The sequence below is a fragment of the Bdellovibrio sp. BCCA genome (genome assembly GCF_037996825.1).
Taxonomy (GTDB): Bacteria; Bdellovibrionota; Bdellovibrionia; order Bdellovibrionales; family Bdellovibrionaceae; genus Bdellovibrio.
Window position 1 is genome coordinate 1,796,483 of sequence record NZ_JBBNAC010000001.1, and the last position, 13,594, is coordinate 1,810,076.

The window sequence follows — 13,594 nt, forward strand, 5'->3', positions numbered from 1 at the left end:
TTTAGAATTTATTCTTTGATATTAAAGGTTTGCAGAGTCGCAAATCGGACACTGAGGCAAAAAACTAATTTCCTTTACGAAACACCCAGATTTCAATCATCGGCGTTCCAAGATGGCGTGTCCATTTTGGATTGATGTTCGCAAATTCTTCCGTGCCATAGATGGTTTCATTTTTCACGGTTTCAAGGCTGGCTTGCGCGGCGGTTCTTTGAAAGTCTTCGTCCGTGTGCGGATGGCTTTTCAGGTGGATCTCCTGATGATCTCCATTTTTAAAATGAGCGGCCACGCCTTGCGCGGTTCTTTCAGGGTGAATTTCTGAAAGGTACAGCTCGCCACCGGGTTTTAAAAACTTCGCGACTCTTTTAAAGAAAGATGAAAGATCTTGGATGTGCTCAATCACGAGACTTGCAACAATGGCGTCGAATTGATTTTCGTGAAAGCCGTCGTAGGTCATAAAATCTGCGTGAATCAGTTGCGCTTTTTCGGAGGCGATTTTCTCGCGGGCGACTTGCAGCATTCCTTCAGAAATATCAATTCCCACAACGTGATTGTTTTGGGCGACCAGCTTTTGCGTGTGTCTTCCTGTGCCGCAGCCGATCTCTAAAACATCTTTTCCTGTAAGAGTTTGCCAGAAGCGAGGAAAAGAAAGTTCATCCATCGCCACCGTTGGATTCGGATAGCTATCATAAAAAGAAGACCACTGATTGTAACCGGATTGATTGTCTGAGAATTGTTTGTCTTGCGACATTTATGACTCCTGAAAAGCTTCGTTAACCATAGAACGAAAAGGAGCATAAATTTTTTGAATTTTGCACCCAGCAAAAAACGCAGCGCCACTGCAAGATTCATTTTACGAATCCTGCAGAGCTTTTTCAAGGAGCAAAATATGTTTTTTAAAATGAAAGATCGCCAAATTCAGTATAGAGGCTCGATTCAATTTCGATAGGCCAGACCGTCTCTCCTAGAGTCATCTCCAAGGCTTGATGGGCTTGTAGAGGTTCTGTATTTCCCAAGTTTTTAAAGCTAACCACAGCGACGTCTTGGGCATTTGTCTTCACTTTTAGAATCTGATCAAAGTCAGGAGCCGCCGTAATTGAATGAGCTAAAAACTGCTCTTGTGAATTTCCAAACAGAATGTAAGTGCCTACAGAAGGTTTGATTTCAGCACCAGAAAATTTTTTGAAATAAAGAATCTTAATCTCAACTTTCACATTGTCAGCGATCAATACGCCGCCTCTTTCAAAATGGCCTTTATAAATCTGCGCCTTAAACGGAACGGGACGACTTAGCATTTCTGGTAAGCTGAAGGCCTCAGGTACCAGCGTGTAAACCGTTTCATCGGAGCTATTAACGCTTTTTTGATAAGCGTAAAGGCCTTCGCGGCTGAGGGTCGCCTGCAAGATAACCTGATAGTCGTGAGGTGTATGAAACATCGGAAGGTGAGAAAGATAGATCTGCGATCTTCCAAAAAGTAGCATTCCATGCACGGCTGCGGGGTCGTGATGCATGTGGGGTGCTGCAAGTCCTGAAACGCTAATTAGGATGCCAGTAAGAAGTGTGAAGACGAGTTTCATAAGAACCTCCCGGTTTACAGAAGGTCTTACGATAAGATCGGCGCATGCGTAAAATTAAACGATTTGATGCGCCTATCGATTTTATTAATGTGTCGTTTCGGTCAATTCAAAGAAGCTTGTAGACAGAGCAAAGAGTGTATCCTTGGTATCGACAGATTGAAGCTCTTGCATAATCTCAAGACGGAACTCACGGATTTTTTTAGAAATCTCTCGGGCTTTTTGTAAGTTCGTCGGCACCATCGTGCAGCCCATGTCCCAACGTTTTTTATTTCCCATGTCCATGGCTTCGTTAGCTTTCTGTTGCATCTGCATAAAGTAATTGCGTGCAGCTTGCGAAGATCCACCATAAGATGAAGAGTATTTATTATTATTATTGTTCGGCACCCATTTGTCGCCGACCTTAGAGATAAGCTTCACAGTTTCAAGGCGCTCTAAAGCTTTTTCAACTATTTCAACAGATAGGCCTAAGCGGTTGCCGATATTTTCAAGAGTTCCTTCGAAGCCATCCAAACCTAAAACTTCAGCGATCGCCGTGTGATACCAGTCAGAAATAACTGCAAATTCTTCTTCGCCGAATTTTTCAAAAGCTTCTTCGCGCGCCTGAACTCTTTTTAAAGCCATATCGCGAAGAACCGCACTGCGCGCATGTTCGGAAAGAGCAAGATCAACAAAGAATTCTCTTTCTGAAGGAGCCAGGTTTAATTTCACTGCGAGATTCATAGCGCGAGATTCAGAAAGTCCCACTTTGCCATTGATGATTTCGCTTAAGCGAGAGCAAGGAACTTCCAAATCACGAGCATAAGCTCTGAGGGAGTAAGAGGGATTCTTTCTTTGTCTGCGCTCAAGTTCTTTTAAAATATAATCGCGATAGTGATGTTTTGCCATGGGCGGGGTTGTAGGGGAGTTTTTGTCTGGAGTCACCACTCTAGTTAAGCCCCTCAGGCATTTTGTTCCGGTTCATTCCAGGAACTTCCATAAACAAAAGCCATTGTAATATTAGCAACTTAACCGATTTCAGTGAGAGAATCTGAAAAACTTGAGTAATTTTAGGATCTTGGATTTGTCACCGTATTTGACTGCGTAAGGTCGATCTTGTGTTCATGACAACTGTGACATTATCTCCGGCGGGCAGCTGTGCAAATTGTTCAAACAAGTTTAGATACGATCTCGCGAAGAGTTTCTTTTTCTTTTGCTGAAAGCGGGGAGAGGAACTCGTCTTCTATTTCCTGACGAATGCGTGCGAGTTTCTGGAGATCCTTTGCGCCTTTTTCTGTGAGTTCCACAAGTTTGATGCGGCGATCATTTTTGTCAGGAACGCGGCGAACATATTTTTGTTTCTCAAGACCATCAATAAACTTCACCATCGAAGCTTTGTCGATGTGCATATCTTGTCCTAAAGAGATCTGGCTAGCGGGGCCATTCATCTGAAGAAGTTTCATAATTCCAAGCTGTGGGGAGACAACTTTGTATTTCTCAAGTTCTTTCGCAAGCATGCTTTTGTGTTTGAGTGCGGCTTTTGAGAGACAGTATCCAAAATACACCTTTAAGGCAGGGTGCACTCCGGGTGTTTCCCAAGGTGAGCTTGCACACATCTGATCGTCTTGCTTGCGTTTCAAAATAATCCTCCTGTTTAATGAAAAGGAAGTGAGAGTTAATTGATAGTAACACAAATAGTTTGCATCGCAAACGGTTTTCGGTTAAAACATTTCAAGATTAGGTGGCGTATGAATCCCATTATGAAGTGTAGCAAGCTGTTCGTTAGTAGCTTCGTCGCTCTCGCCTCCATTCAAGCTCAGGCTGAAGTCTTGAGACTGAATGAGGCACTGCAAGAGGCCCTCAATAATTCTCCTAAAGTTCAAAGATCCGAATCACAGTACAGAGAAACCAGTTGGAAAAAGACAGAGTCGTACTCTGGTTTTTTACCGACGTTGTCTGCAAATGCGACGTATCTCTTTGATAAGAAATATGCGTTGGTGGACGTGAATCTGGGCGGGGCTCCGCTGTCGATTCCGCAAGTGGTGCCGACGACAAATCTTTATCTGACGGCGCAGTGGTCGATCTTTGATGGTTTCTCAAGTACAAATAGATATCTTAGTTCGAGCGCTTTTGAAGACTCCGCAAAAAGTGATTACGATTGGACTCGTTTCACGGTGGAGCGTGAAGTGACGGTTCTTTTTTATAAGGCTGTCGCGGCCAAGGAACTCAAAGCCGTTGCAGAACAAAACGTGCGTGCTTTGGAAGATCATCTTAAAGACGTTCGTCTTTTCAAAAAGGTCGGCTCTTCCACAAACTATGATGTGCTTCGCGTGGAAGTGCAAATGAGTGAGGCTCAATCGGAGCTTCTCAATGCCACAGATAATGTGGAAGTGGCACGCGCGCGTCTGAGTGAATCTCTTGGTCAGGATGCTGATGTGGCCGAAGTGGATGGGGCCTTGCCTCGTCTTAAAGCGGATCTTGTTGCGAACCTTAAAGAGTTTAAAATGGAAGAACGCAAGGACTTGGAATCTTTACGCCAGAAGGCGGAAGGCTTCCGTCATCAGGAAGATTCTGCGGAGAAATATTGGGTTCCTCGCATTGCTTTGATCGGTCAGTATCAGTACTACAACAATCGCAATGATCGTTTTGATGACTACGACAATTTTAGAGATGCTTACCAGTATGGTGTGAGTCTGACTTGGAATCTCTTTGACGGTATGACTTCGATTTCTCGTTCAAAACAAAGTATTGAGCAAAAGTATCAAGCCGAGAAGACCTTACGTCAGGCAGAACTTAAGGCTAAGCGCGACTTTGATTTCTGGAAAAGAAAATACGTTTATTATATCTCTGTTTATGAAGCACGCTTGAACGACATCGTGAAAGCCGAAGAGAGTGTGCGTCTGTCACGAGAAGGTCAGAAGGTCGGAGCGAGAACAAACACAGACGTTCTTGATGCCGAAGCGGAACTTTATCGTGCCAAAGCAGGTGCCGTGAATGCTCAGATCGGGGCGATTGAAGCCATCGTGAATCTTGAGTTGAGCACCGGTCAAAAATTGGTTCAGTTTAATTAAGGATTAGGAAAATGAATAAAAAGAAAAAGATATTGTCAGGTGTGGGAGTTCTTGCAGCTCTGATCGGGATTTATTTCCTTTATGAACATCTTATGTATGTGACAACAGACAATGCGCAGGTTGAAGCGCACTCTGTGATGGTTGCGGCGAAAGTGGGCGGTTACGTGAAGGCCGTGCACATCGCTGAAGGCATGAAAGTAAAAAAAGGAGATTTGATGGTCGAGATCGATGATCGAGATTATCAAAACACTCTTCGTCAAATGAAGGGTGAGCTCTCTTCTTTGGAAGCGCGTAAGCGTGATGCCGAGAAAAACGTAAAACGTATCTCTGAGTTGTTTTCTAAAGGTGTCGTCTCTCAACAACAATACGACACGACAACAACAACAGCGGCAGAAGTGAAAGCCAAGTTTGAAGCGCTGTCTGCCCAAGTGGCACAAGCGGAATTGAACTATGAAAATACCCACATCAAAGCCCCTTCCGATGGTTTTATCGCTAAGAAAGCGGTCGAAGTAGGACAGCTTGCGGCTCCAGGAGTTCCTTTGATTGGTTTTGTTGATGCCGGTGAGCGCTGGGTGACAGCGAACTTTAAAGAAACGGAAATCGAAGGCATTCAACCTGGTAAGAAAGTTAACATCGACGTGGATGCGATTTCTGGAAAAAGTTTTGAAGGCATTGTTGAGTCTATCAGCTCTGCAACGGGTGCCACATTCACCTTGCTTCCTCCAGACAATGCCACCGGGAATTTCACGAAGGTCGTTCAGCGCGTTCCTGTAAAAATCAAATTTGCTAACGTTTCTGAAGAAGAAATCGAAGCATTGAAAGCGGGTCTTTCCGCGTTTGTGAAAGTTCACAAACACTAAGGATTTTATGAAAAAGGAAGGTGTTCTAATAGTCGTCGTGGCGGTGATGGCTTCTCTTTTAGAGATCATCGACGCCTCGATCGTGAACGTGGCTTTGCCATCGATGATGGGAAATCTAGGGGCGACCTTAGAAGACATCAGTATGGTGATCACAGGTTACGCCATCGCCAATGCCATCGTCCTTCCGGTTTCAGCATGGCTGGGTGAGCGCATTGGGCGCAGAACGTATTACCTTGGTTGTATCTTGTTGTTTACGGCGACATCGGTGGCTTGCGGACTTGCTCCAAATCTTGCAACTCTTACGGTCTTTCGTATCTTGCAAGGTCTTGCCGGAGGAGCGCTTCTTCCGACTTCTCAAACCTTGATTTACGAACAGTTCCCAAAGGAAAAAGCCGGTATTGCCGGTGCGATCTTCGGGATGAGCGTGATGATCGGACCAACACTTGGACCGACTTTGGGTGGTTACCTCACGGACACTTTTGGTTGGAGATCGATCTTCAACATCAACTTGCCATTAGGTTTGCTAGCGTTCTTCGTTGGTGCAATGGTGATCTTTGATCGGGAGAAAGATCCGGCTCATAAGGAAGAAAAACACGAATTGGATATTTGGGGTTTGACGTTCCTGGTTTTGGGAATCGGTTGCCTTCAATATGTTCTTGAGCGTGGAGAATCCGAAGACTGGTTTGCTTCAAAATTAATTTTATTCAATACGGTTGTTGCCACAGTCAGTTTGCCGCTCTTTGTTTGGTGGGAAACGAAAGTGAAAAATCCAATCATCGACGTGCGCTTATTCTTAAAACCTATCGTGAGTAATGGCGTTCTCTTAATGGGTATGGTGGGATTTTTTCTCTATGGAGTGGTCTTTATCTTGCCGATTTATGTCTCGCGAACTTTGCATTTTGATGCCACGCAAACGGGAATGCTCTTTATTCCGGGATCGTTGCTCACAGTGGCGGTCATGCCGTGGGTGGGGCAGCGGATGTACAAAGGAACCAATCCGAAGTGGTTGATCTTTGTGGGGCTTCTGTCTTTAGAAGTGTGTTTGTATTTGATGACACTTCTTTCACCACTGTCTTCAAAAGGTGAAATCTTAAGAATGCTCTTCGTGCGTGGATTTGGAATGGCTTTCTTGTTCGTTCCGATCAATTCGTCGATCTTAAGTCAGTTTAAAGGCATTGAGATGGGACAGGTTTCTGGTTTGTTAAACCTCGCCCGTCAAATCGGAGGCAGTATTGGTATTGCCTTGATTGGCACGATGTTGAATAAAAACAGTCATCAGAATTACTTGGATCTCTCGACGAAAGTATCGCTCTTAAACTCCAATGCTCAGAGTGCTTATTATTCTTCAGCGAATGGTTTGACGCAAAAAATGAGCGATAGTCTAGGTATGGCAAGCGGCAATGAGGCAGCGCTAAAAAGTCTTTACGGACGAATTCAAAATCAAGTTTTCATGCTGAGTTTTAAACAGCTTATGTTCTTGATGATGATTATTTTTGCGATCTCTTTCATTCCGCTTTACTTGTTGCGCTTCAAAGAAAAAACCAACAAGGTTGTCGACGCTCACTAATTCTTAAAAACTCTAGCAGTGTCCCTCGGCACTGTTAGAGCAAAAGCTTCGAAGTTAAAACTTTATCTCCAGGTCACTACCAGCAGAAATTGCAAGATCGTCACTTGTCGATTACTTGCCTCTAAAGACACTCTTATTGCTAGTCAAGGAGTGTCGCCATGAACGAACCAAAAATAAAAACTGAGATCATTACGCCCGATGCCGCTGAGTTTTTAATCTCTCTTCATGAAAAATTCGACAATCTTCGTCGCAATCTTCTTTTGCGACGTCGGACTCAGGCGCAGCAATTCGCGCAAGGACAGAAGCCCCGCTTTCCCGCAGAAACGTTGAGCATTCGCCAAGCGGCGTGGACGGTGGCAAAGACCCCTGCAGATCTTCAAGATCGCCGTGTCGAAATCACGGGCCCTGCAGAGCCAAAGATGATGATCAATGCCCTTAATTCCAAAGCTAAAGTTTTTATGGCGGATATTGAGGATTCACTTTCTCCGACCTGGAGTAACGTTTTACTTGCGCAAGATTCATTAAAAAAAGCCGTGCGTCGCACGCTCACGTATGAAAGTGAAGACGGTAAGAAATATTCTTTGAACGAAAAAACAGCGACCCTTGTGGTGCGCCCGCGCGGTCTTCATTTAGAAGAGCGAAATTTCCAAATCCGCGGTGAACCGATTTCCGCTTCACTTTTTGATTTCGGTCTTTATTTTTTTCACAACGCTTATGAACTTTTAAAACGAAATACCGGTCCGTATTTTTATTTGCCCAAATTAGAAAACCACGAAGAAGCTGCATGGTGGAACGATGTTTTTAATTTTGCCCAAGACCGCTTGAAAATTCCCCGCGGAACTATTCGTGCCACGGTGTTGATTGAAACCATTACGGCGGCTTTTGAGATGGACGAAATTCTTTACGTTCTGAAAGATCATGCTTCAGGTTTAAATGCCGGCCGCTGGGATTATATTTTTAGTATCATCAAAAAATTCAACTTTAACAGTGATTTGATTTTTCCAGACCGCGCGCAGGTGACAATGGCCATTCCTATGATGGAATCTTACTGTCAGCTCTTGGTGCAAACCTGCCACCGCCGTGATGCCCATGCTATTGGTGGCATGGCCGCGTTTATTCCTAATAGAAAAGATTCTGAACTCAATAGCAAAGCGATGATGAAAGTCGCGCAAGATAAATTCCGAGAAGCGTGTCTTGGTTTTGATGGCACTTGGGTGGCGCATCCGGATCTTATTCCTATTGCCGAGGAAGAACTTAATCGCGCACTCGCTAAAGGCCCACATCAAAAATCAATGATTCCTCCTGGAAAGGTCAATGACAGTGATCTCCTCAGAATGCCGTCCGTAGAAGGAAAAATCACAGAAGAAGGAGTGCGAACCAATATCAATGTCAGTCTGCTTTATTTTGACCGCTGGCTTTCAGGCGTTGGTGCAGCGGCTTTACACAATATGATGGAGGATGCCGCAACGGCAGAGATCTCTCGCAGTCAACTGTGGCAATGGCTCCATCACGCCGTGAAACTTTCTGACGGTCGTGTGTTCACGCCCGAGCTGTATCAGGAAATTTTAATCGATGAAGTGAAGAAGTTGATTCCAGAAAATCTTCCGCATCTGGACCGTGCGACAAATTTTTTAAATTCATTAATTCTCACGGAGCAGTTTCCTGAGTTCTTCACAACGAGCGCTTCTGAAATTTTAAACCAAATAGAAAATAAAGGAGAGTACAATGATTTTAAATCCGGAGCTTCAAGCGCGACAGCTCGAATTCAATTGGACCACCGATAAACGTTGGGCGGGAATTCAAAGAAACTATTCGGCCATGGATGTTGTGAAACTTCGCACGAGTGTGCCGGTGAAACACACGCTGGCAGAAATGGGTGCTGGCCGTTTGTGGAAAGGACTAACAAGTCCCGGGTATTTGAGCACCTTTGGAGCATTGACGGGTGGTCAAGCTGTGCAAATGGTGAAAGCCGGTTTGCAGTCGATCTATTTAAGCGGATGGCAAGTCGCCGCCGATGCAAATCTCTCAGGACAAACTTATCCTGACCAAAGCTTGTATCCTTCAAACTCTGTTCCTTCTTTGGTGAAGCGGATCAACAACGCTTTTATGCGTGCCGATCAAATCGCCAATCAATCCGGAAAAGATTTAAAAGGTCTTTCTTGGTATGCGCCGATTATTGCCGATGCTGAAGCCGGATTCGGTGGACCTTTGCATGCGTTTGAATTGATGAAGTCAATGATTGAAGCGGGAGCCTCCGGAGTCCATTTCGAAGATCAATTGGCGGCCGAAAAAAAATGCGGGCACTTGGCTGGAAAAGTTCTTGTTCCGACGAGCAACTTTATTCGTACATTGCAAGCCGCACGTTTAGCGGCTGATGTTTTGGATGTTCCGACCGTGATAGTCGCCAGAACCGACGCATTAAGTGCGACTCTAATGACTTCAGATATTGATCCCGCAGATCGTCCGTTCCTGACTGGAGAAAGAACTCCGGAAGGTTATTACGTCATTCGCGGTGGACTTGATTATGCGATCTCTCGTGCGATGTCGTATGCTCGCTGGGCGGATGTGCTGTGGTTTGAAACCTCCAAGCCGGATATGAAAGAAGCTGAAACTTTCGCTCGCGAAATTCATAAAGAGTTCCCGGGAAAAATTTTAGCTTACAATTGTTCGCCATCGTTTAATTGGAAAATGCATTTAAGTGATCAAGAGATCGCCGAGTTCCAAGATCGTCTTGGAAAACTCGGATACAAGTTTCAATTCATCACTTTGGCGGGATGGCACTTAGTGAACTATCATACTTTTGATTTAGCTCATCAGTATGTTACAGACGGCATGAGTGCTTATGTGAAACTTCAAGAAAAAGAATTCGCAGCGGCCGATCACGGTTACACAGCAGTGAAGCATCAGGCAGAAGTGGGAACTGGATACTTTGATCATGTTTTGCAGACCGTGATGGAAGGAAAGGCTTCAACGGGGGCTTTGAAAGGCTCAACCGAAGAACAATTCCATCCGCAAGCGCAACAGCAACAGCCGGAAGCGCAGACGGTTCAACCAAGAGGGCATTAGATTTTTTTTGAAAAAGGCGCTTCAGAAAGGGAGCGCCTTAAATACTATTAGCGAAGAATTTGTGCGAAAGAAGAACTCGCAAAGAAAACAGGTTTCGTCGGTTTCGCCGACGCGATTTTCAAATAGCCTGTTAAAAGAAAGGCTAAGAAAATCAGAAACCAGTTACTTGGTGAAAGGTACATAAGCATAAAGCAAAATCCCTAAGCCTTCCGGCTTTTAAGGTATCCTAAATAGTACTCAATACCGCTTGTTATACTCAAAATGACGCTGATCCACAAGACGCCGTAGCCAATTTTGTCCAAATACGGAACATATGGGTCCATATTTCCAATAATTACAATGGGAATGGCCACCATCTGCATCGCCGTTTTCCATTTTCCGGCGGGTTTGGCCGCAATAATGATTTGATCTGCCGCAGCAACCGAGCGGATACCTCCGATAAAGTTATCGCGGGCCAGAATAATGATCACCATCCAGGCATCGATTTTACCTTGAGCTAAAAGCATCGCCAAAACACTCGTCACTAAAATCTTATCAGCAATTGGGTCCATGAATTTCCCAAAATTGCTGACAGCATTGTATTTGCGAGCGTAATAGCCGTCGAAATAATCCGTCGCAGAAGCGAAAATAAAAAAGACTGCCGCAGCCACATTCCAGTAGAGCGTGTTGGGCCACATCATTGCCACAATAACAGGCACTGCGAAAATGCGACTCATGGTGATTCGCATAGGAAGACTTTTTTGAAATTCTGTGACGGCCATTTTTGTCCTTTTAGTTGCTTCAACCTATCAGTTTAGACTAGAAAGAATCAATGTTTATTCATCGTCACAAAGTGCAGTTTTACGAGACCGACCTTATGGGGATCGTCCACCACAGCAACTATTTGCGTTTTTATGAAGAAGCGCGGGTAGGATGGGCGCATGAAAAAGGTCTGATTGATTATCAAAAACCGGGTTCAGCTAGTCACTTTGCTGTTTATGAAACGCAAGTAAAGCACATGAAACCAACTTTTTTCGGTGATGATTTAGAAATTGAAGTGCAGGGAAAAACCGAAGGCAATCGCATCATCTTTCAATATCGTTTAAGAGGAAGAAACGGCGAAGTTTGCTCGGTGGCGAAAACAGTGCACGTGTCATTGGGACTTGATTTAAAACTTTTAAGATTACCGGCTGATATGAAAGCCGCCATGGAGAGTGAACAATGGACAGAAACCTGGCTTTAGAATTCGTACGTGTGACAGAAGCAGCAGCTCTGGCTTCCGCTCGCTGGGTGGGCCGTGGAGAAGAAAAAACAGCTGATGCGGCAGCCGTAGACGCCATGAGAAAAGCCTTCGACGTGATTCGCATGGATGGAACTGTTGTGATCGGCGAAGGGGAGCGTGACGAAGCTCCGATGCTTTATATCGGTGAAAAAGTTGGTCACAAAACAGAAGACGCTCCGGCGTTGGATATTGCTTTAGATCCTTTGGAAGGAACAACAATCTGTGCGACGGGTGGACCGGGTTCTATCTCTGTGATCGCAGTGGCGGAGCAAGGTAAATTCTTGCATGCACCAGACACTTACATGGATAAAATCGCGTGCGGTCCTGCGGCTCGCGGGAAAATTGATATTGATAAATCAGCGACAGAAAATATCAAAGCTGTCGCGCAAGCGCTGAACAAGCCCGTCAGCGAAGTGACTGTGGTGATTTTAAATCGTCCTCGCCATGAGGCTTTGATTGCAGAAGCTCGCAAAACCGGCGCGCGTATTAACTTGATCGGTGACGGTGACGTTTCTGCGGCAGTGGCAGCAGCGTGGGAAGACTCTGGTATTGATTTGCTTTTGGGTATTGGTGGAGCGCCGGAAGGTGTGATCTCTGCAGCAGCGATGCAGTGCCTGGGTGGAGACTTCCAAGGTCGTTTGAAATTCAGAAACGAAGAAGAAAAATCTCGCGCCAAGCGCATGGGTCTTAGTGATCCAGACAAGAAATTTACAATTGATGAACTGGCTTCTGGTTCCGTGATGTTTATCGCCACCGGAGTGACAGATGGTTCCTTGCTTAAAGGTGTTCGCTTCCTGGGTAATGGTATTGCAAAAACGCATTCTATTGTCATGCGTTCTGCAACTGGTACAATCCGTACCATTGAAGCTCAACACGATCTTGAGCGTAAACCAAAAATCTAAAAAGGTACCAGGTACCTTTTTCCCCGGGGATTATGGATACAAAACTTATTTGTTTTAATTGCAACAAAGAGATGACGTTCTCTGGAAATATCGGGCGACGTGAGGAATGCCCTCACTGTCGTGCGGATGTGCACGTTTGCAAAAACTGTGAGTTCTATGATCCCAAGGTTTATAATGAATGCCGCGAAACTTCGGCTGACGTTGTGCGCGAAAAAGACCGCGCGAACTTCTGTGATTTCTTTCAGCCCCGCAAAGGCGGCGCCGGAGCTGTCGATAAAGCCGCAGCCTTAAGAGCTGCGGCCGAAGCTCTTTTTAAAAAATCCTAAATTTTTAAAATCACTTTTCCGTGAGCATGTCCATTTTGACTGATGTCTTGCGCTTGTTTTGCTTCTTTCAGAGGAAGCACTTCGCCCACGCGGACTTGAATCACTTTTTGATCAAAGAGTTTAGCAAGTTCGGAAAGATCCTTGGCGTTAGGACTCATCACGAAGTTTGCACCTTGAACGCCGAACTTCGCAGCATCGGTTTCTTTAAAGGCACCTACGGTCGACAGAGCAATGCCGTCTTTTTTCATCACTTGATAAGATCGTGCCAGCGTGTCTCCTCCGACAAGGTCGATCACGACGTCAACGTCTCTTGCGAATTCTTCAAAGCGGTCTTTTTTATAATCGATCGTTTTTTGCACGCCTAATTTTTTTAAATATGAAACGTCATCAGCGGAAGCCGTGCCAATTACATTTGCTTTTTTCCAAAGAGCGATTTGACAAGCGATAGATCCGACGCCACCTGCAGCACCATGGATAAGAATATTTTGATTGGCCTTGAGTTGGGCTTTCTCAAGAAGCTGCCATGCTGTCAACCCTGGGGTGGGAATGGAAGCCGCTGCTTCATAATTTAAAGACTTTGGCATTAGGGCGATTTTATTTGGAGAGACCAAAGCGTATTCAGCGTACGAGCCTGGTGCAAAACCGAAAACATTATCACCCGATTTAAAATCCCGAACTTGATCGCCGACAGCGACGATTTCTCCAGCGAAATCTTGTCCCAGCGTGATAGGGAAGTGCGGACTTGTTTGTTTCATAAAGCCTTCGCGGATTTTCCAATCCACGGGATTCACACCGGCATCGTGAACTTTCACGAGAATGTCTTCGCTATGCACCTGGGGTTGTGGTGATTCTTCGATTTTGATTTCATCTGAATTTCCATAAGAATAAATTCTTGCGACCTTCATAAACACCTCCGAAAAATATTTCACTCGAAGCTTGCTTCCGTTAGTGAGTGCTCGCAAGCGCTTCCTACGAAATATGTCAGTTGTCC

Annotated in this window: 14 protein-coding genes; 8 read left to right on the forward strand and 6 right to left on the reverse strand. The window is 45.0% G+C overall.

The genetic code is table 11. The features are described from left to right. Positions 1-64: 64 nt before the first annotated feature. From AAAA78_RS08905 to AAAA78_RS08920, 4 genes are all read right to left on the reverse strand, one after another. A complete protein-coding gene (locus tag AAAA78_RS08905) occupies positions 65-748 on the reverse strand; it encodes a class I SAM-dependent methyltransferase (RefSeq protein WP_340591560.1) in 684 nt (227 codons plus the stop codon). Positions 749-893: 145 nt separating this feature from the next. Then, positions 894-1,574 carry a hypothetical protein gene (locus AAAA78_RS08910; RefSeq protein WP_340591561.1) on the reverse strand — a complete coding sequence of 227 codons (681 nt, stop codon included), beginning with the start codon at positions 1,572-1,574 and terminating at the stop codon, positions 894-896. Positions 1,575-1,658: 84 nt separating this feature from the next. Then, complete coding sequence (locus AAAA78_RS08915) at positions 1,659-2,459, reverse strand: TIGR02147 family protein (protein WP_340591563.1); 801 nt, start codon at positions 2,457-2,459, stop codon at positions 1,659-1,661. 260 nt (positions 2,460-2,719) lie between these two features. Next, on the reverse strand, positions 2,720-3,190 hold the full coding sequence (locus tag AAAA78_RS08920) for a MarR family winged helix-turn-helix transcriptional regulator (protein WP_340591565.1): 471 nt from the start codon (positions 3,188-3,190) through the stop codon (positions 2,720-2,722). Between the two features lie 120 nt (positions 3,191-3,310). On the opposite strand from AAAA78_RS08920, the gene AAAA78_RS08925 reads away from it, so the two are divergent. From AAAA78_RS08925 to aceA, 5 genes are all read left to right on the forward strand, one after another. Next, the gene (locus tag AAAA78_RS08925; RefSeq protein ID WP_340591567.1) at positions 3,311-4,621 is read left to right on the forward strand and encodes a TolC family protein; all 1,311 of its coding nucleotides are present in this window, start codon (positions 3,311-3,313) and stop codon (positions 4,619-4,621) included. Between the two features lie 11 nt (positions 4,622-4,632). Further along, positions 4,633-5,481 carry an HlyD family secretion protein gene (locus AAAA78_RS08930; protein ID WP_340591569.1) on the forward strand — a complete coding sequence of 283 codons (849 nt, stop codon included), beginning with the start codon at positions 4,633-4,635 and terminating at the stop codon, positions 5,479-5,481. Positions 5,482-5,488: 7 nt separating this feature from the next. Further along, entirely contained in the window at positions 5,489-7,048 is a 1,560-nt protein-coding gene (locus AAAA78_RS08935; protein ID WP_340591570.1) for a DHA2 family efflux MFS transporter permease subunit, read from the forward strand. Positions 7,049-7,206: 158 nt separating this feature from the next. After that, positions 7,207-8,832, forward strand: coding sequence for a malate synthase A (gene aceB, locus AAAA78_RS08940; RefSeq protein WP_340591571.1), 1,626 nt, complete (start codon positions 7,207-7,209; stop codon positions 8,830-8,832). Next, a complete protein-coding gene (gene aceA, locus AAAA78_RS08945) occupies positions 8,774-10,114 on the forward strand; it encodes an isocitrate lyase (protein ID WP_340591572.1) in 1,341 nt (446 codons plus the stop codon). The genes aceB and aceA overlap by 59 nt, the downstream gene beginning before the upstream one ends. A 200-nt stretch (positions 10,115-10,314) precedes the next feature. Here the strand turns inward: aceA and pgsA are convergent, their stop codons facing one another. Then, on the reverse strand, positions 10,315-10,875 hold the full coding sequence (pgsA, locus tag AAAA78_RS08950; protein ID WP_340591574.1) for a CDP-diacylglycerol--glycerol-3-phosphate 3-phosphatidyltransferase: 561 nt from the start codon (positions 10,873-10,875) through the stop codon (positions 10,315-10,317). Positions 10,876-10,925: 50 nt separating this feature from the next. Between pgsA and AAAA78_RS08955 the strand changes: the two genes are divergently transcribed. Genes AAAA78_RS08955 through AAAA78_RS08965 form a run of 3 tightly spaced genes read left to right on the forward strand, consistent with a single transcriptional unit; the run spans position 10,926 to position 12,603 of the window. Beyond that, positions 10,926-11,336, forward strand: a complete 411-nt coding sequence (locus tag AAAA78_RS08955; RefSeq protein WP_295906200.1) for an acyl-CoA thioesterase — start codon at positions 10,926-10,928, stop codon at positions 11,334-11,336. Then, positions 11,315-12,277, forward strand: a complete 963-nt coding sequence (gene glpX / locus AAAA78_RS08960; protein ID WP_340591576.1) for a class II fructose-bisphosphatase — start codon at positions 11,315-11,317, stop codon at positions 12,275-12,277. Before AAAA78_RS08955 ends, glpX begins: the two co-directional genes overlap by 22 nt. Positions 12,278-12,309: 32 nt before the next feature. Then, positions 12,310-12,603, forward strand: coding sequence for a hypothetical protein (locus tag AAAA78_RS08965; RefSeq protein WP_295906202.1), 294 nt, complete (start codon positions 12,310-12,312; stop codon positions 12,601-12,603). Here AAAA78_RS08965 and AAAA78_RS08970 read toward each other — a convergent pair. Then, the gene (locus tag AAAA78_RS08970; protein ID WP_340591577.1) at positions 12,600-13,508 is read right to left on the reverse strand and encodes an NADP-dependent oxidoreductase; all 909 of its coding nucleotides are present in this window, start codon (positions 13,506-13,508) and stop codon (positions 12,600-12,602) included. The genes AAAA78_RS08965 and AAAA78_RS08970 overlap by 4 nt on opposite strands. Positions 13,509-13,594 lie beyond the last annotated feature (86 nt).

Bases quoted from the DNA above. Each gene is read 5' to 3' on its own strand.
- AAAA78_RS08905 (WP_340591560.1), bottom strand. From the start codon at position 748: ATGTCGCAAGACAAACAATTCTCAGACAATCAATCCGGTTACAATCAG.
- AAAA78_RS08910 (WP_340591561.1), bottom strand. From the start codon at position 1,574: ATGAAACTCGTCTTCACACTTCTTACTGGCATCCTAATTAGCGTTTCA.
- AAAA78_RS08915 (WP_340591563.1), bottom strand. From the start codon at position 2,459: ATGGCAAAACATCACTATCGCGATTATATTTTAAAAGAACTTGAGCGC.
- AAAA78_RS08925 (WP_340591567.1), top strand. From the start codon at position 3,311: ATGAAGTGTAGCAAGCTGTTCGTTAGTAGCTTCGTCGCTCTCGCCTCC.
- AAAA78_RS08930 (WP_340591569.1), top strand. From the start codon at position 4,633: ATGAATAAAAAGAAAAAGATATTGTCAGGTGTGGGAGTTCTTGCAGCT.
- AAAA78_RS08935 (WP_340591570.1), top strand. From the start codon at position 5,489: ATGAAAAAGGAAGGTGTTCTAATAGTCGTCGTGGCGGTGATGGCTTCT.
- aceB (WP_340591571.1), top strand. From the start codon at position 7,207: ATGAACGAACCAAAAATAAAAACTGAGATCATTACGCCCGATGCCGCT.
- aceA (WP_340591572.1), top strand. From the start codon at position 8,774: ATGATTTTAAATCCGGAGCTTCAAGCGCGACAGCTCGAATTCAATTGG.
- pgsA (WP_340591574.1), bottom strand. From the start codon at position 10,875: ATGGCCGTCACAGAATTTCAAAAAAGTCTTCCTATGCGAATCACCATG.
- AAAA78_RS08955 (WP_295906200.1), top strand. From the start codon at position 10,926: ATGTTTATTCATCGTCACAAAGTGCAGTTTTACGAGACCGACCTTATG.
- glpX (WP_340591576.1), top strand. From the start codon at position 11,315: ATGGACAGAAACCTGGCTTTAGAATTCGTACGTGTGACAGAAGCAGCA.
- AAAA78_RS08965 (WP_295906202.1), top strand. From the start codon at position 12,310: ATGGATACAAAACTTATTTGTTTTAATTGCAACAAAGAGATGACGTTC.
- AAAA78_RS08970 (WP_340591577.1), bottom strand. From the start codon at position 13,508: ATGAAGGTCGCAAGAATTTATTCTTATGGAAATTCAGATGAAATCAAA.